Here is a 24,526-nt window from a genome sequence, read left to right as displayed (position 1 = left end):
GACGCCAGCGTCGACGAGATGCACGACTACCTGTGCAAGGCAGCCACGTACGACGACGCGTCGTTCATGGAGGCCTTACGACAGATTGGCAAGACGGACTTCGCGCAAACCTTTCATGCGGAGGCCGCACGGCAGGTTGACATGGAGGATCGGATCAACGACCTCGAGTCGCAACTCCAGCAAGCCAGGGAGCAACCGCTCGCCCAAGCGCAGCAAATCAGCGGTCCGGTGATGAGTCGATAGGGACGGATGATGCATAACGATGGAACGAACACCTCGCGGCTGGAGGTAGCGGCACTCGTGGAGCGCCTCGCTCGCCAGGCGGACGCCCTCGACGCGACCCGTCGGGAGACGGCCGAGCACCATCAGCGAACCGTACAGAGCGTGCCGGCGGCGCTCCGTCACGCCCTCGAGCGCACGCTGAACCAGGTGGCGTCCGACGCGACCCAGGCCGTTCGCGCCGGGCTCAGCCAGCCCCTGGCCGATGTCGGCGCGAAAGCCGCCGAGCACCAGCGTCTCATGCGATCCAGCACCGACGCCATGATCCATACCCAACGTGCCCTCATGGCGTCCTTGCGCAAAGTGCACTGGGTCACCGGCACCGTGTTCGCGATCCTCCTGGCAACGATCGCCGTCGGTGGTTATCTGATCTGGCACTACACCCAGGTGATCGCCCAGCACCAGGTCGACGCCGATCTGCTCAGGGCCTACCACCAGGCCGACGTGCGGCTTTGCGGAAAGCACCTGTGCGCCCGCGTCGACCGGACCGACAAGCGTTACGGCGACTACCTGCCGATCAAGCGGCAGTGAGGGCATCGCTGGCACCAGCGCCGCCACCGGGGCGTTCGGTGTGGCCTCGGTCCAGGGCCTGGGCGTGGATCGACGCCACCACGTGGTCGATGAATGCGCGCACCCGCGATGGCATCTGACGGCGACTCAGGTAGCAAAGGTAGTGGTCGGCAGGTGGTGGCGCGTGGTCCGAAAGGCATACCCGCAGATGCCCGTCAGCAAGGGCGTCTTGCACCTGGAAAAGAGGCAACTGCGCGAAGCCCTGGCCACCGATAGCGGCGCGACGCAGCAGTTCGCCGTCGTTGAACGACAGCGCGGACGCGGGCACCCGGTGACTTATGCGGCCTGCCTCGCGGAAGGTCCAGGCAACCACGCGGCCGGTGGGCGCTAGCTGCCCCAGGCACTCCTCCGGCTTGAGGTCGCCTGGCGTGGCGGGCAAACGGCACGAGCGCAGGTAGGCAGGCGACGCGCAGAGCACCCACGGCACCGAGGCCACGCGCCGGGCAACGGTATCGACGTCTTCGGGCAACCCGTCACGGAAAGCGACGTCGATGCCGTCGGCCACGAGGTCAACGGGCCGGTCGCCGAGCACCAGTTCGATGGCGACTCTGGGATACCGGACGCGAAAGCCGTCCAGCATCGGTGCCACGACAGCGCGGCCGAACGCGGTCGGCGCGGCCACCCGCAAACGCCCCTGGGGAGGTCCATCGCGCAGTTCGCGGACCTCGTCCATCGCCCGGATGATCCGCTCCACGCCGGGGCGGCATTGTGCGTGGAAAAGGCGTCCTTCGTGTGTGAGTGAGGTACCTCGCGTGTTGCGGGCGAACAGCCGCACGCCCAGGTGCTCCTCCAGCTTCTGTACGCTTCGACTGACCGCGGAACGCCCGACGCCGAGGCGTGTTGCGGCCTGCGCGAAGCTGCCTTCGGCCACTACCGTGATGAAGGCCACCACGCCCGCGTAGCGCGTGGGCAACGCCGAGGCGATGATCTGCGTCGAAAGCTGACTCTCGTTCATGGGAGCGACTCCAAGGGTTCGGCACGGAGACGATCCAGCACGTTCCCATGTGACATCCGCCGTCGTGCGCGACGGGCAACAGCGCGATGCGCGTGCGATGCCTAGCCGGGTGTCCATCGCAGGCTTAGCCTGATCGCCATCCCCTTTTCTTGCCCGGAGGCATCCGTCATGGCCCAGCGTCTCGACTACGGTCAGCAATCGCCTGAACTCGTCAAAAAACTTGTCGAACTCAGCATGGCCAACCGCAAGGCCAGTATCGAGCAAGGCACGCTCGATCTGGTCAACCTTCGTGCGTCGCAGATGAATGGTTGCGCGTTCTGCGTGGACATGCACGTAAAAGACGCCGTGATCCACGGTGAGCGTCCGCTTCGCCTGCACCATGTGGCGACGTGGCGCGAATCGCCGCTGTTTTCACCCCGCGAGCTCGCGGCGCTGGCGTGGACCGAGGCCCTCACCCATCTGCCGCCCCACGGCGTCGGCGACGAGGTCTATGCGCGAACACGTGAGCACTTCAGCGACAAGGAACTCTCCGACCTGACCTTCGCGATCATGACCATCAATGCCTGGAACCGGGTCAACGCCGCGTTCCATACGGTTCCAGGCTCGCAAGATGCCCTCTACGGGCTGGATCGCGCCCACCTCGTCTGACCGGGACGACCGCCCCCCTCGACGAAATGACTCCTTCGTGTCACAAACACGGGGGGATTTTCGTCCTGGGTCTTATGAACGACGCCACCGCCGCCTTTACCGCTCTCCGTCCCCGCCTGCACGGCATTGCCTACCGCATGCTGGGTTCCGTCGCGGAATCCGAAGACCTGGTACAGGACATCTGGCTTAGCTGGCATGGGGTCGATCCGTCGTCGATCGATAACGCCGAAGCCTGGCTGGTGGCGGCCACCACGCGCCGCGCGATCGATCGCCTCCGCGCCGCCCGCACCCGCCGCGAGCACTATGTGGGCATCTGGTTACCCGAGCCCATCCTCACCGACGAGGGAGCCACCCCGGAAGACCTGCAGGAACTGGCGAGCGATGTGTCGGTGGCTTTCCTGCTCTTGCTTGAACGATTGAGCCCGGAAGCCCGGGCGGCCTTCCTGCTGCGCGAAGTCTTCGATATCGACTACGCGGAGATCGCGCGCACGCTGGACAAAAACGAGGCCGCGTGCCGCCAGCTGGTGCACCGCGCAAAGGCGCAAGTACAGCGGGATCGGCCGCGCCGGCCGACCTCCGCCTCCCGCCCTTCGATGACCCTCGTCCGCCGGTTCGCGGAAGCGATGGCGGTTGGCGACCTCGATGACCTGCGCGGGTTACTGGACGATGATGCGACGCTCGTAAGCGACGGCGGCGGCAAGGTGAACAGCTTTCCGCATCCGTTGCACGGCGCCGCGCGCATCGCGCATCTGTTCTACGCGCCGCACCTGCGCCCCCACGCAGCGATGCGCGTCGAGCCGGTGCGGGTCAACGGCGACTGGGCGGTGTCGCGGTATATCGACGGCGCGCTGGAATCGGTGCACACCTACGAAGCGGACGAGGACAGGATCATGGCTATCCACGTGCAGCGAAACCCGGACAAGCTGACACGATTCGTGCGCCATGCGCACGGATTTTCGACGTGAGGCGCGCGTCGGGCGAGGCCAGGGATCCCACGCGCCACCGCGCCGGTGCACGGGCCTGAAAACAGAACGCCTCCCGAGGGAGGCGTTCTGAGGCGATGACGGCGTCGAGGGATCAGCTGTATCGCACGCCGGTGATTTCGTAGTTCTTTACGCCGTTGGGCGCCTTGAACTCGAATTCATCGCCCTCGCTCTTGCCGATCAGGGCGCGCGCGATCGGCGACGAGACGGCGATGAGGTTCTGCTTGATGTCGGCTTCGATGTCGCCCACGATCGTATACGTCACTTCGGTATCGGCATCGAGATCGATCAGGTCGACGATGGCGCCGAACACGATCTTCTTGCCCGCGCCGAGCCGTTCGGTATCGATCACCTCGGCGTTGGAGAGCGCCGCTTCCAGCTCGTTGATACGGCCTTCGTTGAAGCCATGCAGTTCGCGGGCGGCGTGATACTCGGCATTTTCCTTGAGGTCGCCGTGCGCGCGCGCCTCGGCGACGGCCGCGATCAGCTCCTGACGCTTCGGCCCCTTCAACTGTTCCAACTCGGTGCGAAGACGATCCGCGCCTTTCTTGGTCAACGGAGGACGGGTGCTGCTCATGCGTGAAGCTCCTTGTGCAGATCCTGGAGGCTGTTCACTTCCGGATCGGTATGGAAGTCGAGCGAGTGCACCAGCGCGCGCGCGCCCGCGACCGTGGTGGAATACGTGACGCGCTGCTGCAGGGCCTCGCGACGGATGGAGAAGGAGTCCGAAATGGCCTGCTTGCCTTCCGTCGTGTTGACGATGTAGACCACTTCGCCGTTCTTGATCAGGTCGACGATATGCGGGCGGCCTTCAAGCACCTTATTGATGCGCTCGCAGGCAACGCCGTTGTCCTGGAGGAACCGTGCGGTGCCCGCCGTGGCGACGACGGTGTAGCCACGGTCCGCGACGTCCCTGGCGATCGGCAGCAGGCGATCCTTGTCGGCGTCGCGCACCGACATGAACACCTTGCCCTTCGGCGGTGCCTTGATGCCGGCCGCCTCGTGGCCGCGCGCGAACGCGGCACCGAAGGTCCGGCCCACGCCCATCACTTCGCCCGTCGAGCGCATCTCGGGGCCGAGGATCGGGTCGACGTTCTGGAACTTCAGGAACGGGAAGATGGCTTCCTTCACCGAGTAATACGAGGGAATGATTTCCTTCGTGGCACCCTGCTCGACCAGCGAGCGACCGGCCATCGCGCGCGCGGCGATCTTCGCCAGCGACATCCCGGTGGCCTTGCACACAAACGGCACCGTGCGCGACGCACGCGGGTTGACCTCAAGGATGAACACCTCCTCGCCCTGGATGGCGAACTGCGTGTTCATCAGTCCCACCACCTTCAGTTCCTGCGCCATCAGCTTCACCTGGCGACGCATTTCGTCCTGCACCTCCGGCGTGAGCGAGTACGGCGGCAGCGAGCACGAGGAGTCGCCCGAATGCACGCCCGCCTCTTCGATGTGCTCCATGATGCCGCCCACCAGCACGTTGCCCTCGGCGTCGGCCACGATGTCGACGTCCACCTCCACGGCATGGTCGAGGAAGCGGTCGAGCAGTACGGGCGATTCGTTGGAGACCTGCACCGCCTCGCGGATGTAGCGCGAGAGGTCGGCGTCGGCGTAGACGATTTCCATGGCGCGTCCGCCGAGCACGTAGCTCGGACGAACCACCAGCGGGTAGCCGATCTCGCGGGCCAGGGCCAGCGCCTCGTCGGCATTGCGCGCGGTGCGGTTCGGCGGCTGCTTGAGATCCAGCTTCTGGATCATCTTCTGGAAGCGCTCGCGGTCTTCGGCCAGGTCGATCGAGTCGGCGCTGGTGCCGATCACCGGCACGCCGGCCGCCTCGAGCGCACGGGCGAGCTTGAGCGGGGTCTGGCCGCCGTACTGCACGATCACGCCCTTGGGCTTTTCGAGGTCGACGATTTCCAGCACGTCCTCAAGGGTCAGCGGCTCGAAGTAGAGACGGTCGGACGTGTCGTAGTCGGTGGAGACGGTTTCCGGGTTGCAGTTTACCATGATGGTCTCGAACCCGTCCTCGCGCAGGGCGAGCGCCGCGTGCACGCAGCAATAGTCGAATTCGATGCCCTGGCCGATGCGGTTCGGGCCACCGCCCAGCACGATGATCTTGTCGCGCTGGGTCGGGTTGGCCTCGCATTCTTCCTCGTAGGTCGAGTACATGTAGGCCGTGGTGGTGGCGAACTCGGCGGCGCAGGAGTCCACGCGCTTGTAGACCGGGCGCACGCCCAGCGTGCGGCGCACGTGGCGCACGGCGGCTTCGTCGGTGCCGACCAGTTCGGCCAGGCGGGCGTCGGAGAAGCCCATGCGCTTGAGCTCGCGCATGCGCGGCTCGTCCAGCGCCGGGAGGCCCTGGCGCTGCACCTCGCCTTCGGTCATCACGATGTCTTCGAACGCGGCGAGGAACCACGGATCGATGTGCGTGAGTGCGTGCACTTCGTCCAGCGAGAGGCCGGCGCGGAACGCGTCGGCCACGTGGAACACGCGATCCGGACGCGGCTCGCGAAGCTCGCGCTTGAGCATCTGGAAGCCGTCTTCGCTGCCGATGTCCAGGCCGGTGGGGTTGAGGCCGGTCTTGCCGATCTCCAGCCCACGCAGCGCCTTCTGCATCGACTCGTGGAAGGTGCGGCCCATGGCCATCACTTCACCGACCGACTTCATCTGCGTGGTGAGGCGCGCATCGGCGGCCGGGAACTTCTCGAACGCGAAACGCGGGATCTTGGTGACGACGTAATCGATCGACGGCTCGAACGACGCCGGCGTGAGACCGCCGGTGATGTCGTTGCGCAGCTCGTCGAGGGTGTAACCCACGGCCAGCTTGGCCGCGACCTTGGCGATCGGGAAGCCCGTGGCCTTGGAGGCGAGCGCCGACGAACGCGACACGCGCGGGTTCATTTCGATGACCACCACGCGGCCGTCTTCGGCGTTGATGCCGAACTGCACGTTGGAGCCGCCGGTGTCCACGCCGATCTTGCGCAGCACCGCGATGGAGGCGTTGCGCAGGCGCTGGTATTCCTTGTCGGTGAGGGTCTGCGCCGGGGCTACCGTGATGGAGTCGCCGGTGTGCACGCCCATCGGATCGAAGTTCTCGATCGAGCAGACGATGATGCAGTTGTCCGCGCGGTCGCGAACCACTTCCATCTCGAATTCCTTCCAGCCCAGCACCGACTCCTCGACCAGCACTTCGTGCACGGGCGACAGTTCGAGGCCGCGCGAGACGATCTCGAGGAATTCTTCCTTGTTGTAGGCGATACCGCCGCCCGAGCCGCCGAGGGTGAAGCTCGGGCGGATGATGGTGGGGAAGCCGACGGTCTGCTGGATCTCCAGCGCCTGCTCCAGCGAGCGGGCCACGGCCGCCTTGGGGCAATCCAGGCCGATGTCGGCCATGGCCTTGCGGAACAGGTCGCGGTCTTCGGCCATGCGGATGGCGTCACGCGACGCGCCGATCAGCTCCACGCCGTATTTCTCGAGCACGCCGTGGTCGGCGAGGTCGAGCGCGCAGTTGAGGCCGGTCTGGCCGCCCATGGTGGGCAGCACGGCGTCCGGGCGTTCCTTGGCGATGATGCGCTCGACGGTCTGCCAGTTGATCGGTTCGATGTACACGGCGTCGGCCGTGCCGGGGTCGGTCATGATCGTCGCCGGGTTCGAATTGACCAGGACGACGCGGAAGCCTTCTTCCTTCAGCGCCTTGCAGGCCTGCGCGCCGGAGTAATCGAACTCGCAGGCCTGGCCGATGACGATCGGGCCGGCGCCGATGATGAGGATGGTCTTGAGGTCGGTGCGCTTTGGCATGGTTTCTCTCGCGAATCGAAGGCGGGATGGACGGCAGGAGCGTGCGGCGGGTTACGCCCGCGTCGCCTTGTGCGCTTCCATCGCGGCGATAAACGTGTCGAACAGGTAGCCGACGTCTTCCGGGCCGGGACTCGCTTCCGGATGGCCCTGGAAGCAGAACGCCGGGCGGTCGGTGAGGGCGAAGCCCTGCAGCGAGCCGTCGAACAGCGAGGTATGGGTGATACGCACGTTGGCCGGCAGCGTCGCGGGATCCACGGCGAAGCCATGGTTCTGCGAGCTGATCAGCACACGGCCGGTGTCGTGGTCTTTCACCGGGTGGTTGGCGCCGTGGTGGCCGAACTTCATCTTCAGCGTCTTCGCGCCGATCGCCAGCGCCATGATCTGGTGGCCCAGGCAGATGCCGAACGTGGGGATCTTCGTCTCGAGGATGGTTTTCGCCGCCTCGATGGCGTAATCGCAGGCGGCCGGATCGCCCGGACCGTTGGCGAGAAACACGCCGTCAGGCTGCATCGCCAGCACCTCGGCGGCGGGCGTCTGCGCCGGCACCACCGTGATGTCCACGCCACGCCCGGCGAGCAGGCGCAGGATGTTCTGCTTCACGCCGAAGTCGTACGCGACCACGCGGAAGGTCTTCGGCACGTTGGCGAAGGCCTGGCGATCGAGGTCGTAGACGCCTTCGGACCACGTGTAAGCGGACGCGGTGCTGACGACCTTGGCCAGGTCCATGCCGTTGAGACCGGGGAAGGCCCTGGCCTTCGCCACGGCCGCGTCCGCATCAATCGCGTCGCCGGCGACGATGCAGCCGTTGAGGGCGCCCTTCTCGCGCAGGATGCGGGTCAGGCGACGGGTGTCGATCCCCGCGATGGCCACGACGTTGTGGCGAGCGAGGTAATGCGGCAGGGGCTCCTGGCTGCGCCAGTTGCTTGCCAGGCGTGGCACGTCGCGCACGATCAGGCCCGCCGCGTGCACGCGGGGCGCCTCAACGTCGACGTCGTTGGTGCCGGTGTTGCCGATGTGGGGATACGTCAGGGTGACGATCTGCTGGCTGTACGACGGGTCGGTCAGGATTTCCTGATAACCGGTCATGGCGGTGTTGAACACCACCTCACCGACGGTTTCGCCGCGGGCACCGACCGCGTGGCCGTAAAAAACGCTGCCGTCTTCGAGAGCAAGCAGAGCAGGAGTATGCATGGGATGGCCGCCTTCAGGTGCAGCAAAGCCCGCAAGCCTGCGTCGAAGCGGCTCGTGGGCCTTGGGGATAAGGAATCGCTGGGCGGGTAAGAATGATAGGCCTGAAGAGGCCGCCTGTCCACCGGAAAAAGCATGAACGATCCCTGCCCGATCGACGCTTCAGGATGGGGCTGACACGATACAATGGCACCTGAGGTACCCACCGAGAACCGCCCGCCATGCTGCTCGACCCCGCCCGACTGGAGCGTCCCGACACAGACATCCGGCACGAGCCGTTCTCGTTCATGATCGCGCATGGGCAACTGCCCGACGAGGCCCGTGGCGACCTCGACCGCGACTTTCCCCACTACACCAGCGCCGGCTTCTTTCCTTATGACGCCGGCGACTGCGGCCCATCGGTGAACGAGCTGGTCGACCAGATGACCTCGCGGGCGTTTTCCGCCGCCATCGGGCGCCATCTGGGCATCCCGGGGCTGGAGAACTACCCCACCCTGGTCACCCTGTGCCGGCTTCTGAACCGCCGCCACGGCACGATCCACACCGACAGCAAGTCGAAGATCGCCACCGCGCTGATCTACCTGAATCCGATGTGGCCCGATACCAGCGACGGTTGCCTGCGGTTCCTGAACGCCATCGACAACATCGACGACATGGTGGTGCCGGAGTTGAAGCCGCTCTACGGCGAATTCGCGGTGTTCAAGCGGGCCGACAACTCCTTTCACGGCCACCTCCCTTACGAAGGCGAGCGTCGGGTGATCCAGGTCGCCTGGCTCACGTCCGAGGAAGAGAAAAACCGCAAGACCAAGCGCGGCAAGTTCTCACGAACGTTCAAGAAGATTTTCGGCAAGCTCGACCGCAAGGTCGGTGCCGACCGCGACCGCAACGCGTCCCACCGCGACTGAACCATCCCGTCGAAGCGCGCCCGCGCGCGCGATAGGTCTGGCGGCGTACGGCCATTCGCGTGCAGGGCGAGCTCCTACCGTGGTCAGCCGGCGGCGACCCCGTTCTTTCCGCCGACTCATCCACACGCCCTGACGTGTTTGGCTATCGATCAGCCGGCGGCGAAATACCAGCCGACGAAAACGGCAAATACGCCATAGAGCAGACCGATCGGCATCAGCCAGCGCGCCTGCACCGCGCCGTGGCGGAACATCGCCCACAGCGCCACCACGGCCACGGCGGTGATCGCGCCGGCCACGATCAGCGGCGTATCGAACAGCCACGGCGTCGCGAACAGCGCCAGTGAACTGGGGATCGTCGCCTGGATCATCATCGCGCCGGAAATGTTCGCCAGCGCCAGCCGCTCCTTGCCCTGCCGCACCCAGATCAGCGCATTCACCGTCTCCGGCAGCTCCGTGGCGACCGGGCTCAGCACCAGCGCCACGATGTGCGGCGAGAGATGGAAGAACTCCCCGAACGCCTCCAGTTGCCACACGAACGTGCGCGAGGCGACGGCGATCACCACGAGCGCGAGTCCCGTCTGCAAGGCCACCCACGCCATCGGCGGATTGGCGTCGTTGGGGCGGAAGGTCAGCGGCTCGAGCTCATCCTCCTCGGGCGCGCCGGTGTCGTCGCGCATCTCGCGCCAGACGTAGAGCGCGTAGGCCAGCAGGAACACCACCCCGAGCCAGGGCTTCAGGGCGAACGCCACGAGGCCCAGGCCCACCTTCACCACGAAGATCGCCAGAAACCACGACTGATCGCGCGCGAGACGCTGGTTGTCGACCTGAACGCGCAGGTCCGTCCGCTTAAGCCGCTTGCGCCCTGCGTACAACGCGAAACCGACGACCGAATACGCGATGGTGGCCAGCACGAGCGGGCCGCCCAAAGCCGCACCCACGCCAATATCGCGTGCTTCCGGACTCTTGCCGAACATCACGGCGACGAAGGTCACCGCGCTCTCCGGCAGGGCCGTGCCGAAGGCGGCGAGCACGGTGCCGGTCGCCGTCGCGCCGAGATTGAGCTTGCGCCCGAACCATTCCACGCCGTTGACGAAGTATTCGCAGGCGAAATAGATGGCCCCGGCGGATACCAGGAACAGGAAACATGTCAGCAGCATGATGTCGCAAAGGCCGGGCGAGCGCGATAAACCGATGGCGCAACGACACCGCTCGCCCGGCCGGGTGAGCATGTCGAAGGCCAAAGGTCTCGCCGGGCCGGCGATGCACTCTCCATGCACCGCTGCCGTTCGCGCCATGGGGCCGAAGCCGCCAAGTCTGTTGACGCGAACTCCTCAGGGGGAACGAGGATGGCTACTCCCCAATGACATCGGGTCGCATCCTATCATGCTTTGCCGTGCATGCCACCGCCCACGGGTGGGCCGATCTACGGAACGATGACGTCCTCGATCGTCCAGGTGCCCGGCGCGCGACCGGCGATCCAGGCAGCCGCTTCGATCGCCCCGCGGGCGAAGATGGAACGATCCGTGGCGCGATGGCCAAGCTCGATGCGCTCGCCCTGCCCCATCAACAAGGCCTGATGCTCGCCGACGATGTCACCGCCCCGGACCACGGCGAAGCCGATCGTGCCGGCCTTTCGTGCACCGGGGCGGCCCTCGCGGGTGTAGACGGCAAGGTCTTCGAGCGTCGCGCCTCGCGCGTCCGCCGCCGCGCGCCCCATGGCGAGCGCCGTCCCCGACGGCGCGTCTTCCTTGCGATGATGGTGCGCTTCGACGATGTCGAGATCCCAGCCCGGCAGCGCCGCGGCCGCGTCCCGCAACAGTCGCGTCAATACCGCGACGCCGAGACTGAAGTTGGCGGCCCGAAGCACCGGGATACGTTCCGCGGCCCGCGCCAGTCGCTGTTCGAGTTCCGCGGAAAGGCCGGTCGTGCCGGTCACGAGGGCCGCACCGCTGCCCTCGCAGTGGTCCAGCGCCAGCATGAGGCCGTCCAGTCCGCTGAAGTCGATCACCACGTCGATGTCTTCGGCACCGCGCCAGTCGGTGAACTTCCATGCCGAGACGTCGCCATACGCCGACTTGCCCAGCCAGGCGGAATGCGGCGACACGATGGCCGCGACGAGTTCGAAACGGCCATCCTCACGCGCGAGATCGAGCAAGGCACGACCCATGCGGCCGGAAGCGCCGCTGATGGCAAGGCGGATGGGACGGGTCATGGCGGCGAGCCTTACGCAAAAGTCGGACGGCTATCCTAATGTAGGAGCGCGCGCTGCGCGCTCCTACATGCAGGTGCTCAGGACGTAACGCGCGACCAGAAGTCTTTCACGCCGTCCATGAAGCTGTTCGACCGCGGCGTATGCCTGGACGGCTCATCACCCACAAACGTGGCTTCGAGTTGCTGGAGCAGGTCGCGCTGTTCCTTGGTGAGCCGCACCGGCGTCTCGACCACCACCGTGCAGACGAGGTCGCCTGTCCGGCCGCCGCGCACCGACTTCACGCCGCGACCGCGCAGGCGGAACTGTTGGCCGGTCTGCGTTTCGGCCGGCACGCTGACGGCGACTTCGCCCTCGAGCGTGGGCACCATCAACTCGGTGCCAAGCGCCGCCTGGGCGAAGCGGATGGGCATTTCGCAGTAGAGATCGCTGCCGTCGCGCTGGAAGATAGCGTGCTCGCGCACACGAACCTCCACGTAGAGGTCGCCCGCGGGCGAGCCGGCCGGGCCGGCCTCGCCCTGCCCCGTCAGGCGGATGCGATCGCCATTGTCGACGCCGGCCGGAATCCGCACCGATAGCGTGCGCTCTTCTTCCAGCCGGCCTTCGCCGTGGCAGTGCTTGCAGGGTTTGTCGATCTTCTTGCCCGAACCGTGGCAGGTCGGGCACGCCTGCTGGATCGAAAAGATGCCGTTCTGCATGCGCACGCGGCCGTGGCCGGCGCACGTCGAACAGGTGGAGGTTTTGCCGTCTTCCGAACCCGTGCCATTGCAATGATGGCAATTGACCTGGGTGGGGATCTGGATCTTCTTCTCGACGCCGAACACGGCTTCCTCGAGATCCAGATCCATCATGTAGCGAAGGTCGGCGCCGCGCCGGGCACGCTGGCGACCGCCACCGCCGCCGAAGATGTCGCCGAAAATATCGCCGAAGATGTCGCCGACGTCGCCGAAGCCGGCGCCACCGCCACGACCGAAGCCGCCGCCATCGAACGCGGCATGGCCGTACTGGTCGTACGCCGCGCGCTTCTGCGCATCGGAAAGCACGTCGTAGGCTTCCTTGGCCTCCTTGAACTTGTCGATCGCCTCGGGATCATCCGGATTGCGGTCGGGGTGATACTTCATCGCGACGCGACGAAAGGTCTTCTTGAGGTCACCCTCGGTCACCGTGCGCTCGACACCGAGAATTTCGTAGTAGTCGCGTTTGTTGCTCATGTCACGCTTGCTTCCCTGGACGGACGAACGCGCCGACAGCTCTCGCCTCGGCGCGTTCGCTCCGGTTGACCGTTACCGGATAGCGCGGACATCCGCCCGCGCGATCCGGTCCCACACGGACGATTACTTCTTGTCGTCCTTGACCTCGGTGAACTCGGCATCGACCACGTCGTCCGGCTGGGCCGAGCCGCCGCCCGGGGCCGACTGCTGAGCCGTATCGGAAGCGCCACCGTTCTGCGCGGCAGCGTAGAGCGCCTGGGCGACCTGTTCGAGGTTGGCGATCTTCGACTCGATGGCCATCTTGTCGTCGCCGTCCTTGACCTTCTCCAGCTCGGAGACCGCACTGTCGATGCTCGCCAGCTGCTCGGCCGGGATCTTGCCGCCGTGCTCCTTGAGCTGGCTGCGGGTGCCGTGGACGAGCTGGTCGGCCTTGTTGCGCACCTGCACGAGTTCGTGGAACTTCTTGTCTTCCTCGCGGTTGGCTTCCGCGTCGGCGACCATGCGCTGGATCTCTTCGTCCGAGAGGCCCGAGCCGGCCTTGATCTCGATCTTCTGTTCCTTGCCGGTGTCCTTGTCCTTCGCCGAGACATGCAGGATGCCGTTGGCGTCGATGTCGAAGGTCACTTCGATCTGCGGCGTGCCGCGCGGTGCCGGGCGAATCCCCTGCAGGTCGAACTTGCCGAGCGACTTGTTGGCGTTCGCGCGCTCGCGCTCGCCCTGGAGCACGTGCACGGTCACGGCGGTCTGGTTGTCATCGGCCGTGGAGAAGACCTGCGAAGCCTTGGTCGGCACCGTGGTGTTCTTCTCGATGAGCTTCGTCATCACGCCGCCCATGGTCTCGATGCCCAGCGACAGCGGGGTGACGTCGAGCAGGAGGACGTCCTTCACCGAACCGCCCAGCACGCCACCCTGGATGGCGGCGCCGACGGCGACGGCTTCGTCAGGATTGACGTCCTTGCGCGGGTCCTTGCCGAAGAAGTCCTTCACGGCTTCCTGCACCTTCGGCATGCGGGTCTGGCCACCCACGAGGATGACTTCGTGGATGTCGGACACGCGCAGGCCGGCGTCGTTGAGCGCGGTGCGGCAGGGCTCGATCGTGCGCTTGACCAGGTCTTCGACCAGCGACTCGAGCTTGGCACGGGTCAGCTTGATGTTGAGGTGCTTCGGACCGGACGCATCGGCCGTGATGTAAGGCAGGTTGACGTCGGTCTGGTGCGACGACGACAGCTCGATCTTCGCCCGCTCGGCCGAATCGCGCAGGCGCTGCAGAGCCATCGGGTCCTGGCGCAGGTCGATGCCCTGCTCCTTCTTGAACTCGTCGACGAGGTAGTCGATGACGCGCATGTCGAAGTCTTCGCCACCCAGGAAGGTGTCGCCGTTGGTGGCCAGCACCTCGAACTGCTTCTCGCCATCGACGTTGGCGATCTCGATGATCGAAACGTCGAAGGTACCGCCGCCAAGGTCGTACACGGCGATCTTGCGGTCACCCGAGGCAGCCTTGTCCAGACCGTAGGCCAACGCGGCCGCGGTCGGCTCGTTGATGATGCGCTTGACGTCGAGGCCGGCGATCTTGCCGGCATCCTTCGTCGCCTGGCGCTGACTGTCGTTGAAGTAGGCCGGCACGGTGATGACCGCTTCGGTCACGGCCTCGCCGAGGAAGTCCTCGGCGGTCTTCTTCATCTTCATCAGCACCTTCGAGGAGATCTCCTGCGGTGCCATCTTCTTGCCGTCGGCCGTCTGCACCCACGCGTCGCCGTTATCGTGCGCCACGATGCCGTAGGGGACGATCTTGAGGTCTTTCTGCACTTCGGCGTCGGTGAACTTGCGGCCGATGAGGCGCTTCACCGCATAGAAGGTGTTCTTGGGGTTGGTCACGCCCTGGCGCTTGGCCGGCGCTCCGACGATGACTTCGTTTTCCTTGGTGAACGCGACGACGGACGGCGTGGTGCGATCGCCCTCCGCGTTCTCGATGACGCGCGCGGTGGTACCTTCCATCACTGCCACGCAGCTGTTGGTGGTACCCAGGTCGATGCCGATGATCTTGGCCATGTTCAAGTTGCTCCGAATTTCAATGCGGCCCCCGCGGCCGCTGCTGTGATGAAAGTGGGGCTTCGCCCCATCGATTCAATGCCTTGTGAGATACCGTCACCTGCCGTCCGACGGCGAGGCGACGGTCTTCGTTCAGTTGTCGCGCACCACGGCCACCAGCGCCGGGCGCAGCAGACGGTCATTCAGGAGAAAGCCCTTCTGCACCACGGCCACCACGGTATTGGGCGCATGCTCGTTCGAGTCGACCGAGCTGATCGCCTGGTGGTGATCGGGATTGAACGGCTGGTGCAGCGGATCGACCACCGAAAGGCCATTGGCCTGGGTGACTTTCTCCAGCTGCTTGAGCGACAGCTCAAGGCCCTCGCGAAGGGTCTTCGCGTCGGTGTTCTCGTTGGCCAGGCCAAGAGCCAGGCCGTCGTAGACCGGCAGCAGGTCGCCCAGCAACTTCTCGTTGGCGAAACGGCGCGCCTGGTCGAGGTCGCGCTGAAGGCGGCGACGCTGGTTTTCGATCTCCGCCCGCTCGCGCAAAACGGTTTCGCGCGCCTGGGACAGCTCGGACTCCAGGGCCGCCAGACGCGCGGTCAGGGCGTCGAAGTCAGCGTTCATGCCGGCATCGCCCGCGCCTTCGGAGGCCGGATCCGGCATGTGGGGATCGTTGTTCTGCATGTGTGCTCCAAATGTCAGCTAACCGGCCGTCCTGGGGAAGGCCGAACATTCGCGGGAATAAGTAAACCCGCCTCCCGGGGCGGTTTATGTGGTCGCCGCGGCGCGATTCAAGGCGTCGCTGAGCAGTCCGGCGGTGGCCTGCACGACCGGGATCACCCGCTCATAGGCCATGCGGGTGGGGCCGATGACCCCGATGGCCCCCAGCATGCGGCCGTTGGTGCCGTAGGTAGCGGTGACCACGCTGCACCCGTCGAGGGCCGAAAAGCCGGATTCCTCGCCGATGAAGAGGCGCACACCCGGCGCCTTGACGCACATTTCCATCAGCTGAAGCAGCTCGCGCTTCTGCTGGAACGCGTCGAAAAGGTCGCGCAGCCGGTCGATGTCAGCCAGCTCCGAATACCCCATGAGGTTGGTCTGCCCGCTCACCAGCACGTCATCGGCGTCGTCGGTGCCGAACGAGGCCGTGGCCAGTTCCACGACCCCGGAAAGCATCCGGTTGAGCTCGCCCCCGGCCGCACGCAGCTCAGCGGCCAGGTGGGCGCGGATGTCCGCCAGGCGAAATCCCGCGAAATGGGCATTCAGATAGTTGGCGGTCTGCTCCAGTTCGCCGGCCTCGATCGGGCGGGTCAACTGCACCACGCGGTTCTGCACCTGGTTGTCGGAGAACACGAGCACCACCAGGACGCGGGCGTCGGGCAGGTTCACGAAGTCGATGTGGCGAAGCGGAAAATCGCCCTGGCGCGGCACGGTGACGACTCCCGCGAAGTGCGTCATCGCCGACAACAGGTTCGAGACGTTGCCCAGCAGGTCGCGCGTGGTGGTCTGGTGGGGAGGCAACCCGCCCTGGAGCCGGGCCATCTCGTCGCGCGGCAGGGGCTTGAGCTCGAGAAGGCTGTCGACGAACAGGCGCAGGCCGCGGGGCGTGGGAATACGGCCGGCGGAGGTATGTGGCGAGGCCACCAGGCCCGCCTCCTCGAGGTCGGCCATGATGTTACGGATGGTGGCCGGGCTCACTTCCAGGCCCGACGACTTGGCCAGGGTGCGGGAACCGACCGGCTCGCCGTCGGACAGGTATTGGGAGATCAGGGTCCGCAGCAGCCGTCGCGCGCGAGCATTGATGTCGTGACCGGAAAACGGGTTCATGCGCGAGGAAGGGCCGAAGGGTTCTGAGCGTGGCGCTATCAATAAGGTCTGCGCTCTCCGCTTGCAAGTCTCGGCTCCTGCGACGCGCCTCCGGCTACAATCGGCGGGATTCCATCGCCCCCGCCCGGTGCCCATGCTCACCTCGCTCTACGTCCGTCAGTTCGCCGTCGTCGAAGAAGCCGAGATCGCCTTCGGCCCCGGGCTGACCGTGGTCAGCGGCGAAACCGGCGCGGGCAAGTCGCTGCTGGTCGACGCCCTGATGCTCCTGGCCGGCGCCCGGGCCGACAGCGGCATGGTCCGCGCCGGCAGCGATCGCGCCGAACTGGCCGCCGAATTCGACCTCGCCGCCCTGCCCGAGGCGGCCGCCTGGCTGCGCCAGGAAGAACTCGACGACGGCGACACCTGCCAGCTTCGCCGCGTGATCCGCGCCGAGGGTGGCACACGCGGCTGGATCAATGGCCGCCCCGCCAGCGTGGCGCAGATGGCCGCCCTGGCATCGCTGATCGTCGAGATCCACGGCCAGCACGAACACCAGGCCCTGCTCTCGCGCCAGCATCAGATGAACCTGCTCGACGGCTATGCCGGCAACGCGGAGCGCGCCGCGCGCGTCCGGGACCTGGCCCGGGCCTGGCGCGACGCCGTGCAGCGCATCCGCACACTGTCGGGAGGCGACGATCGCGAGCACCAGATCGACCTGCTCCGCCACGAACTCGACGAGCTGGAGCGCTGGGCGCTTGTTCCGGCCGCTCTCGACGAGCTCGAAGCCCAGCACCGACGCCTCGCCAACGCCGGCCGGCTGGCCGAGGGCGCCAACGGGGTGGTGGAGCTTCTCGACGGCGAAAGCGAATTCGCCATCGGGCGCGCCCTGCTCCGCGCACACGCGGAACTCTCCCGCCTGGCCGAGCTCGACGCCACCCTGGCGCCCACGCTCGAACTGCTCGACAGTGCCCAGATCCAGGTCGGCGAGGCCGTCGACGGGCTCGGCCGCTACGCACAAGACGTCGAACTCGACCCGGAGCGCCTTGCCGAAGTCGACACCCATCTGACCCATCTGCACGATCTGTCGCGACGCTACCGCCTGCCCATCGAAGAACTCTCGGCCAAGGCCGACGAAGTACGCGAGCGTCTCGCCGAACTGGAAGGCGCCGGCGACGCCCTCGAACGCCTGGGCCACGAACGCGACCGCCTGCGCCGGGACTACGACCAGGCCGCGGCCGAGCTATCGCACGCCCGCAGCGAGGCCGCCCAGCGACTGGGCGCCACCGTGGCCGCCCTGATGGGTGAACTCGGCATGGCCGGTGGCCGGCTCGAGGTGTCGCTCGATGCCGCCGAAGGCGACGATCCCGACCCGCAGGGTCGCGAACGCTGCGAGCTGCTGGTGAGCGCCAATCCCGGCCAACCCCCGCGACCGCTGCGCAAGGTGGCTTCGGGCGGCGAGCTTGCCCGCATCAGCCTCGCGATCGAAGTCGCCACCCTGGGCAACGACCAGATCGGCTGCATGATCTTCGACGAGGTGGACACCGGCATCGGCGGCGCGGTGGCCGAAGTCGTCGGCCAGAAACTACGCGCCCTCGGCAAGACGGTGCAGGTGCTGTGCGTCACGCATCTCCCGCAGGTCGCCGCGCAGGGGCACGCCCACCTGCGCGTGTCGAAGGAAAGCGACGGTGAGGCCACCCGCACCCGCATCCAGTCGCTGGACGCGAGCGGCCGCCGCGACGAGCTGTCGCGCATGCTGGGAGGCGTGGAAATCACCAAGGAAACCCGGGCCCACGCCAAGAAAATGCTCGATCGCGCCCAGGGGTGACGAACGCCGTGCACGGGGCGACGGATCATCCGCGCGATGGGCTACGACGCCGACGTTCGCAGCAATGGGCCGGCCGCGAGTCCTCAAGCCCGATGACACCCGGAGAGGCCGCCCGCAGCTCATGCGAGCAGACGCCCGGATTTTACGACCGGATCAACCCCCGCTCCTGCGCCATGCGGTAGAGATCCAGTTCCGAACCAGCGTTGAGCTTGTTCATCACCGCGGCGCGGTGGATGTAGATGGTCTTCTGACCGATACCCAGCTCCGCCGCGACCTGCTTCGGGGCGCGCCCCGCGGCCAGCAGCAGAAACACTTCCCGCTCGCGCGCGGTGAGCCGGCTCACCGGGTCGAGGTCGGCGGACGGGCGCGACTGGCGACGCTCGCGCAAGTCGGAACTCAGATACTGCTCGCCCGCCAATACCGCGCGCACCGCGGCGACCAGTTCTTCCGGTGCGACGCCCTTGGTGACGTAGCCGCGTGCCCCGCGGCGCAGCGCCTCGGACACGTAAGGCTCGCCGTCGTGCATGCTCAACACCACGATGCGCATGTTGGGCGCAATGCTCGCCAGGTGTTCGATCAGCGGAAGCCCGCTGCCATCGGGCAGGGAAAGATCCACCGCCACCAGGTCGGGGCGCTGCTGGGTGACGGCATCCACGGCCTCGTCGGCGTTGCGCGCTTCGGCGACGACGTCGAGATCGGGCTCCAGTTCGATCAGTCGCTTGAAGCCCTCGCGAACGATGGCGTGGTCATCTACTAGGACGATTCTTGGCATGCCGAGAATGTAGCAGGCAAACCGCACGCGTGCGCATGGTGGACGACCAGGGCATGAACGGGCGATCCGGCGTGTAACATCCCGGCATGCGACTACGCGCCCTCTCCCGTTTTACCGGCCCCCTGATCGCGATCGGCTATGCACTGGCCTGGATCATGCTGTGGCCGACGGAGCAACCCTACTGGGTGCTGCCGTTCGGACTGCGCTTCGGCGCCCTCCTGCTCCTGCGTACGCGCGACTGGGCCTGGGTGCTCGGTGCCGAGATCGCGGCGAGCGCTTTCTGCGAATGGCGTAGCGGCCTGCCGATCGGCGGTGCCAGCTTCATGCTGGGCGACACGCCCGAGCCCCTCATGGTGGCGGCCTGCCTGTGGCTGCTGCGCCGGGCGCATCTGCACGCCAGCCTGAATACCCCTGAAGACGTCGCCCGACTGCTCCTGTCGGCCATGGTCACCGCCACCGTCGCTACGGCCGGCAACGCAGCGATGATGGCGTCCCTGCATCCCGCCGCGCCCGTCGAGATGCTCGGCACCACCTTCGGCAGCGATCTTTTAGGCAACTACCTTGGCGTGCTGCTGGTGGTGCCCGTGCTCGTGCTGGTCTTCCGCGAGCGCCCTACCCAGGGCGCGCTGGCCGAGTTGCTGCTCGACGGCCTGCTGGTGATGCTGCCGTCGCTGGCCATCCTGATCACCCTGGCGGAATACTCGCCTCAGCCGCAGTTCGCCCGCGTGCTTTCGCTGGCCCCTGTACTGTTCTTTGCCTTCCGCCACGGCTGGCGCGGCGCGGGCCTGGCCATGCTCATCACCAGCGTGGGTCTCAACGTCACCGAGGATATGATCGGCCGCGGGGCGCCCACGGCGGCCGCGCACCTGTTTCTGGCCGTGGCGGGCACCGGCACGCTCATGCTCGGCGCCGCCACCGACGCGCTCCGCCGGAGCAGCGAGCGCGTGGCCCAGCAGAACACCCACCTGGCGGCGGCCAACCAGCGGCTCGACCAGCTCGCACGGCAACTTCGCGACGCGGCCCGCGGCAACCTGCAGGCCGAGGAAAACCTCCGCCGGCACATGGCCGCAGAGCTCCACGACGAACTGGGCCAGAACCTCACAGCCATCCAGACCCACCTCAAGCTGGCCCAGAGCCGCCTGGGTGACGCGGGCCTGGATGACATCGGGCGCTCCATCCACGGCATCCTCGGGCACATGCGCCGTGCCCTGCACCGGATGCTCGACAGCCTGCGCCCCTCCGTGCTCGACGAATTCGGCCTGTTTCGGGCGCTCGACGAGGGCCCGATCCGCGACATGCTCACGGCCGCCGGCATCCGCTACGTAACCGACCTGCGCGGCGAGCCCCGCATGCTCGACGACGATACCCTGACCGCGATCTACCGTGTCGTCCAGGAAAGCGCCACCAACGTGGTGAGGCACTCCGGGGCCCAGCAACTTCACCTCCGACTGCGCATCGGCCTGCGTGACAGCGGGCCCGTGGCGATCCTCGACATTCGTGACGACGGCGCAGGCTTGCCGTCAACGCCCCGACCCGCCCGACCCGATGGCGGCGGGCGAGGCCTGCAAGGCATGAGCGACCGGATCACGGCCCTCGGCGGCCTGTTCAGAATCCGTCCCGAGCCCGTGGGACTTCACCTGCGCGTGTTGCTGCGCAGCACAAGTATCGGATCGGACATAGGAAATTTTCCAATACCCGATTAGTGAACGCTTCGTTACGATCGCATTATCGATGTGGGGGAGCCGCCGTCGAGAGACGGTGAGCCCGGGTCGGTCGTGGGGACGATCGACCTGAAGAGGTGACAGGATGTCGCCTCTCCGACGAAAACGTGGAGTGCCGGAATCCTGCGAGCAACTCGCGATTCACGACCCACGGTTTCGCCGGTCAAGCCGCTGGTGGACAGGAGTCCACCGGCGGCGTTTTTTTTGGGCGTTAGTCAGCCGCCGTGGGCGCGGCTCGCGGGCCGGCCGCTGGCGCCGCCCGGAAATGGACGACCGAAAAACCCTTCACGATTCATCACTTAAGTCCCAGCCATCCGCCAGGATGGCGACACGCGAAGCGGTCCCCGGGACCGCTGGCTCACCGGACGTGCCTTAGCGCGCCTTCTTCTTCGGGCGCACGTACAGCACCAGGCTGTGATCCTCGATGACGTAACCGTGGCGCTCGGCGATCTCGTGCTGGAGACGTTCGATCTCCTCGCTGATGAACTCGATCACCTTGCCGCTGTCGATGTCGATCATGTGATCGTGGTGCTTACCCCGGTCGAGCTCGTAGACGGCCTGCCCGCCCTCGAAGTTATGCTTCATCACGATGCCCGCCGCCTCGAACTGGGTGAGGACGCGGTAGACCGTGGCGAGGCCGATATCTTCCTGGTGCGCCAGCAGGCGCTTGTAGATGTCTTCGGCCGTGAGGTGGCGCTCGTCGGCCTCCTCGAAGACCTGGAGGATCCGCATGCGGGGGTGCGTGACTTTAAGCCCCGCCTTGCGGAGATCTCGGGTTTCCTGGTCCATGAGTGTATAGACCCCTATCGCGGTGCCATCGGGCGCTTAGTGTATCATCGCAGGCTTCACGAACCGGACGTTACTACGCATGCAAAAGCTCATCCGCACGCTGGGTATGGCCCTGATGGCGACCGCCATCGCAGGCTGCGGCCTCGTCTATACCCCCGACGTGCAGCAGGGCAACCTGCTCGACAAGAAAAACGTCGACCAGCTCCAGCCCGGGATGACCAAGCGTCAGGTCCTCGTGCTCCTGGGCACCCCGTCGGTCGTCTCGCCCTTCGACAACAACCGCTGGGATTACGTCTCGACGTTCTCCCACCGCGGCAAGCCCATGACCACCCGTACGCTCACCCTCACCTTCAACAACGACGTGCTGGTGCGCAGCGACGGCGACTTCTTCGCCCAGGACGCCCAGCAGCTGCTGAAGGACTCGAGCAAGTACAAGAACGATTCCAACCAGCTCAACGATGCCAAGGGCGACAAGAACACCAGTGCCAACGACAAGAAAGACGATGGCATCAACATCGGCGTGAACGGCTCGTCCGACAAGAGCTCGCCCGACGACAAGAAGTAACCGCCTCGCGGGCGCGCCGCCCTTCCGGTCAGCGACCGGAAGCCCGCCTGCGGCGGGCTTCCATGGGGTCCAGGGTGAGCGGGCGGTAGATCTCCACCCGGTCACCCGCTTCCAGCACCCTGTCGGCAGCGACTTTCGTCGCGAACACGCCCAGCCGGCCCGGGTCGGCCTCGACGCCCGCCGGGAGCCCTGGCCTGGCGAGTTCCACCGCCTCCCAGGCCGTGCAACCGGCAGGCACGCGCAGCGCCAACACGGCCTGGCCTTCGGGGCCCGCGTACGCCACCTCCACGTTCATCTCAGCCATACTGGCGGCGCGCCTCGTCACAGAAGTCGTCGACCATGCGGTTGGCCAGCTGCTGGAAACCCACCCGCAGTACCGAGCCGCCCAGGCCGGCGTAATCGAAATCGAGATCGAGGGAAATCTTGCAGCCCGACTCTCCCAGGGGCTGGAAGGAAAACACCCCGTCGAGCGAGCGAAGCGGCCCTTCCACGAACGTCATGGTGAGCCGCTCGGGACGCTGCATGGTGTTGCGGGTGGTGAAATGTTGCTTCATGCCGGCGAACTTGAGATCGAGCCTGGCGACCAGCACATCATCGGTCCGCTCGATGACGCTCGCGGCCGAACACCAGCCGAAGCGCTTTGGGTATGCTTCCACGTCGTTCACGAGGTCGAACATCTGCGCGGGCGTGTAAGGCACGATCGCATGGCGGCGGATTTCAATCACGATTTACCTCGTCGTTTTGCCGGCTTACGGACCCGCCGGCCTTGTATCAGGGACCCGATCGACCGATTTTAACGGACATGTCAAAAACGAAAGCAAAGGACACTGAAAAGGAACGTGGAGGCACCATCGCGCTGAACAAGCGCGCCCGCCACGAATACCACATCGACCAGCGCTACGAGGCCGGCATGGCCCTGCAGGGCTGGGAGCTGAAGGCGCTGCGTGCCGGCCGGATCAACTTCGGCGAGGGCAGCTACGCCATCATCGACCATGGCGAGGTGTTTCTCGTGGGCGCGCAGATTCCGCCCCTGATGAGCGCCTCCACGCACGTGGTGGCCAACGATCGGCGTACCCGCAAGCTGCTGCTGCACCGGGAGGAGATCGATCGCCTGATCGGTGCGGTCGAGCGCAAGGGCTACACGCTGGTGCCCATGGCGCTCTACTGGAAACGCAACAAGGTCAAATGCGAAATCGGCCTCGCCAAGGGCAAACAGGCACACGACAAGCGCGAAAGCGAGAAAGAGCGCGAGTGGGCTGTCGACAAGCAGCGCGCGATGCGCGCCCACAACCGCATGGGCTGAACTGAACAAGGGCGTCGCGCCCATTGTGGGCGCCCTACCCGCCCCCATATACTGTCAAACGGTAGTAACACGAGTTTCCCCGGGGGTGTACTGGCTTCGACGGGGGTAGTGCGATCTACTGGTGCATGCCGAGGGGGCAGCTTTCCTCGTTAATCCAGCAGCAAACTTATAGTTGCCAACGACGACAACTACGCTCTGGCCGCTTAAGGCCTAGCCCCGAACCGACTCGTGCCCATGCCCGTCGGTGTAGGGTCACTATCATGGGATCGCCACCCGGCCGTCGCCTCTCGGCCGTGGGCTAAAACCAACAGGCTGGTTGGTCGCCGCGCTTAGCACGCCGTGCTGGTGGCCAACGAGATCCAACGGTGAGCTAAGCATGTAGATCCGGGGATTAAACGCCTTCGGACGCGGGTTCGACTCCCGCCACCTCCACCAATCGACGCTCGGGCCAAGACTCAACCTCTTGGCCCGATTGCGTTTTTGAGGCTGGATTTCGACCTGAAACGCCCATCCACGAGGTATCGTTTTGGGTATCGTTTTGTGCCGAAGCCCTATTTCATCCCGCGGCCGTCGGGCTTGTATGTCCGTTTCCTGGTTCCCGTCCATGCTCGCTCGACCTGGGGCGCCCGGTTCGTCCTGAAGTCCCTCGGGGCCGCCGCGGGGACGAGGCTCGGCTGGCCGCCGCACGGCTGGGCTATGCTCTTGCGCAGTTCTTTAGCGGACTGCGAGCGATGGGGAAGAAGGGGAAGTCAGCCGACGCCGGCACCGACATGGCTCACGTCCATATTGATGGCCGACGCATCCGGCGCCGGTGGACTGCCCCGAGATTTAAGACACTTGCCCGCCTCACACTGACGCCCGTTCAAAGGCCTCGGGACTGACACCGCCCAGGTGACTATGGCGGCGGGTTCGATTGTAGAAGACCTCGATGTAGTCGAAGACATCCGACCGGGCCAGATCGCGCG

General features: G+C 66.1%; 24 protein-coding genes, 1 other RNA gene and 1 riboswitch. Of the genes, 10 read left to right on the top strand and 15 right to left on the bottom strand.

The genetic code is table 11. The annotated features are described in order from the left end of the window. Both PI246_RS18290 and PI246_RS18285 read left to right on the top strand, forming a co-directional pair. The coding region (locus PI246_RS18290; protein ID WP_320552761.1) for a hypothetical protein at positions 1-243 on the top strand (243 nt) is incomplete at its 5' end. Positions 244-252: 9 nt separating this feature from the next. Continuing rightward, entirely contained in the window at positions 253-810 is a 558-nt protein-coding gene (locus PI246_RS18285; RefSeq protein WP_320552760.1) for a hypothetical protein, read from the top strand. On the opposite strand, the gene PI246_RS18280 is transcribed toward PI246_RS18285, so the two are convergent. Next, positions 797-1,804 (bottom strand): LysR family transcriptional regulator, encoded by a 1,008-nt coding sequence (locus tag PI246_RS18280; protein ID WP_320552759.1) that lies wholly within the window; start codon positions 1,802-1,804, stop codon positions 797-799. The genes PI246_RS18285 and PI246_RS18280 overlap by 14 nt on opposite strands. 168 nt (positions 1,805-1,972) lie before the next feature. Here PI246_RS18280 and PI246_RS18275 point away from each other — a divergent pair, with 168 nt between their 5' ends. Beyond that, positions 1,973-2,452 (top strand): carboxymuconolactone decarboxylase family protein, encoded by a 480-nt coding sequence (locus tag PI246_RS18275; RefSeq protein WP_320552758.1) that lies wholly within the window; start codon positions 1,973-1,975, stop codon positions 2,450-2,452. Between the two features lie 74 nt (positions 2,453-2,526). After that, a complete protein-coding gene (locus tag PI246_RS18270) occupies positions 2,527-3,417 on the top strand; it encodes an RNA polymerase sigma-70 factor (RefSeq protein WP_320552757.1) in 891 nt (296 codons plus the stop codon). A gap of 112 nt (positions 3,418-3,529) precedes the next feature. Here PI246_RS18270 and greA read toward each other — a convergent pair whose 3' ends face one another. From greA to carA, 3 genes are read right to left on the bottom strand one after another with little or no spacing between them, the layout of a single operon-like run. After that, positions 3,530-4,012 carry a transcription elongation factor GreA gene (gene greA, locus PI246_RS18265; RefSeq protein ID WP_320552756.1) on the bottom strand — a complete coding sequence of 161 codons (483 nt, stop codon included), beginning with the start codon at positions 4,010-4,012 and terminating at the stop codon, positions 3,530-3,532. Beyond that, on the bottom strand, positions 4,009-7,236 hold the full coding sequence (carB, locus tag PI246_RS18260) for a carbamoyl-phosphate synthase large subunit (RefSeq protein WP_320552755.1): 3,228 nt from the start codon (positions 7,234-7,236) through the stop codon (positions 4,009-4,011). Before carB ends, greA begins: the two co-directional genes overlap by 4 nt. Before the next feature lie 51 nt (positions 7,237-7,287). Then, on the bottom strand, positions 7,288-8,427 hold the full coding sequence (gene carA, locus PI246_RS18255) for a glutamine-hydrolyzing carbamoyl-phosphate synthase small subunit (protein WP_320552754.1): 1,140 nt from the start codon (positions 8,425-8,427) through the stop codon (positions 7,288-7,290). A gap of 218 nt (positions 8,428-8,645) precedes the next feature. On the opposite strand from carA, the gene PI246_RS18250 reads away from it, so the two are divergent. Further along, on the top strand, positions 8,646-9,329 hold the full coding sequence (locus PI246_RS18250; protein WP_320552753.1) for a 2OG-Fe(II) oxygenase family protein: 684 nt from the start codon (positions 8,646-8,648) through the stop codon (positions 9,327-9,329). 149 nt (positions 9,330-9,478) lie between these two features. On the opposite strand, the gene PI246_RS18245 is transcribed toward PI246_RS18250, so the two are convergent. The 6 genes from PI246_RS18245 to hrcA all read right to left on the bottom strand — a co-directional run bounded on the left by PI246_RS18245 (position 9,479) and on the right by hrcA (position 16,607). Further along, a complete protein-coding gene (locus PI246_RS18245) occupies positions 9,479-10,486 on the bottom strand; it encodes a sodium:calcium antiporter (protein ID WP_320552752.1) in 1,008 nt (335 codons plus the stop codon). A 19-nt stretch (positions 10,487-10,505) separates the two neighbouring features. Then, positions 10,506-10,700, bottom strand: a riboswitch (yybP-ykoY riboswitch). A 52-nt stretch (positions 10,701-10,752) separates the two neighbouring features. Next, positions 10,753-11,541 (bottom strand): 4-hydroxy-tetrahydrodipicolinate reductase, encoded by a 789-nt coding sequence (gene dapB / locus PI246_RS18240; RefSeq protein WP_320552751.1) that lies wholly within the window; start codon positions 11,539-11,541, stop codon positions 10,753-10,755. Between the two features lie 77 nt (positions 11,542-11,618). Beyond that, positions 11,619-12,749, bottom strand: coding sequence for a molecular chaperone DnaJ (gene dnaJ, locus PI246_RS18235; RefSeq protein WP_320552750.1), 1,131 nt, complete (start codon positions 12,747-12,749; stop codon positions 11,619-11,621). A 123-nt stretch (positions 12,750-12,872) separates the two neighbouring features. Further along, entirely contained in the window at positions 12,873-14,798 is a 1,926-nt protein-coding gene (gene dnaK, locus PI246_RS18230) for a molecular chaperone DnaK (protein WP_320552749.1), read from the bottom strand. A 132-nt stretch (positions 14,799-14,930) separates the two neighbouring features. After that, complete coding sequence (gene grpE / locus PI246_RS18225; RefSeq protein ID WP_320552748.1) at positions 14,931-15,464, bottom strand: nucleotide exchange factor GrpE; 534 nt, start codon at positions 15,462-15,464, stop codon at positions 14,931-14,933. A gap of 84 nt (positions 15,465-15,548) precedes the next feature. Then, complete coding sequence (gene hrcA, locus PI246_RS18220; RefSeq protein ID WP_320552747.1) at positions 15,549-16,607, bottom strand: heat-inducible transcriptional repressor HrcA; 1,059 nt, start codon at positions 16,605-16,607, stop codon at positions 15,549-15,551. Between the two features lie 133 nt (positions 16,608-16,740). Here hrcA and recN point away from each other — a divergent pair, with 133 nt between their 5' ends. After that, complete coding sequence (gene recN / locus PI246_RS18215; RefSeq protein ID WP_320552746.1) at positions 16,741-18,411, top strand: DNA repair protein RecN; 1,671 nt, start codon at positions 16,741-16,743, stop codon at positions 18,409-18,411. A 142-nt stretch (positions 18,412-18,553) separates the two neighbouring features. Here the strand turns inward: recN and PI246_RS18210 are convergent, their stop codons facing one another. Further along, positions 18,554-19,183, bottom strand: a complete 630-nt coding sequence (locus tag PI246_RS18210; RefSeq protein WP_320552745.1) for a response regulator transcription factor — start codon at positions 19,181-19,183, stop codon at positions 18,554-18,556. An 86-nt stretch (positions 19,184-19,269) separates the two neighbouring features. On the opposite strand from PI246_RS18210, the gene PI246_RS18205 reads away from it, so the two are divergent. Further along, complete coding sequence (locus PI246_RS18205; protein ID WP_320552744.1) at positions 19,270-20,886, top strand: MASE1 domain-containing sensor histidine kinase; 1,617 nt, start codon at positions 19,270-19,272, stop codon at positions 20,884-20,886. Positions 20,887-21,276: 390 nt separating this feature from the next. Here PI246_RS18205 and fur read toward each other — a convergent pair whose 3' ends face one another. Then, positions 21,277-21,693 carry a ferric iron uptake transcriptional regulator gene (fur, locus tag PI246_RS18200; protein WP_320552743.1) on the bottom strand — a complete coding sequence of 139 codons (417 nt, stop codon included), beginning with the start codon at positions 21,691-21,693 and terminating at the stop codon, positions 21,277-21,279. 79 nt (positions 21,694-21,772) lie between these two features. On the opposite strand from fur, the gene PI246_RS18195 reads away from it, so the two are divergent. Then, a complete protein-coding gene (locus tag PI246_RS18195) occupies positions 21,773-22,258 on the top strand; it encodes an outer membrane protein assembly factor BamE (protein WP_320552742.1) in 486 nt (161 codons plus the stop codon). A gap of 28 nt (positions 22,259-22,286) precedes the next feature. Here PI246_RS18195 and PI246_RS18190 read toward each other — a convergent pair whose 3' ends face one another. Both PI246_RS18190 and PI246_RS18185 read right to left on the bottom strand, forming a co-directional pair. Further along, positions 22,287-22,562 carry an RnfH family protein gene (locus tag PI246_RS18190; RefSeq protein ID WP_407069841.1) on the bottom strand — a complete coding sequence of 92 codons (276 nt, stop codon included), beginning with the start codon at positions 22,560-22,562 and terminating at the stop codon, positions 22,287-22,289. Beyond that, the gene (locus PI246_RS18185; protein WP_320552741.1) at positions 22,555-22,983 is read right to left on the bottom strand and encodes a type II toxin-antitoxin system RatA family toxin; all 429 of its coding nucleotides are present in this window, start codon (positions 22,981-22,983) and stop codon (positions 22,555-22,557) included. Before PI246_RS18185 ends, PI246_RS18190 begins: the two co-directional genes overlap by 8 nt. 77 nt (positions 22,984-23,060) lie before the next feature. On the opposite strand from PI246_RS18185, the gene smpB reads away from it, so the two are divergent. Next, positions 23,061-23,561 carry an SsrA-binding protein SmpB gene (gene smpB, locus PI246_RS18180; RefSeq protein WP_320552740.1) on the top strand — a complete coding sequence of 167 codons (501 nt, stop codon included), beginning with the start codon at positions 23,061-23,063 and terminating at the stop codon, positions 23,559-23,561. An 81-nt stretch (positions 23,562-23,642) separates the two neighbouring features. Continuing rightward, positions 23,643-23,996, top strand: a transfer-messenger RNA (tmRNA) gene (ssrA, locus tag PI246_RS18175). Between the two features lie 411 nt (positions 23,997-24,407). Here the strand turns inward: ssrA and PI246_RS18170 are convergent. Beyond that, positions 24,408-24,526, bottom strand: a 119-nt coding sequence (locus tag PI246_RS18170) for an IS3 family transposase (RefSeq protein ID WP_320552762.1), incomplete at its 5' end; no start/stop codon positions are given.

Origin of the sequence: Luteibacter sahnii (assembly GCF_034063545.1) — a bacterium.
Lineage (GTDB): Bacteria > Pseudomonadota > Gammaproteobacteria > Xanthomonadales > Rhodanobacteraceae > Luteibacter > Luteibacter sahnii.
The sequence above is the reverse complement of the archived record's forward strand: the minus strand, read 5'-3'. Positions and strand labels throughout refer to the sequence as shown.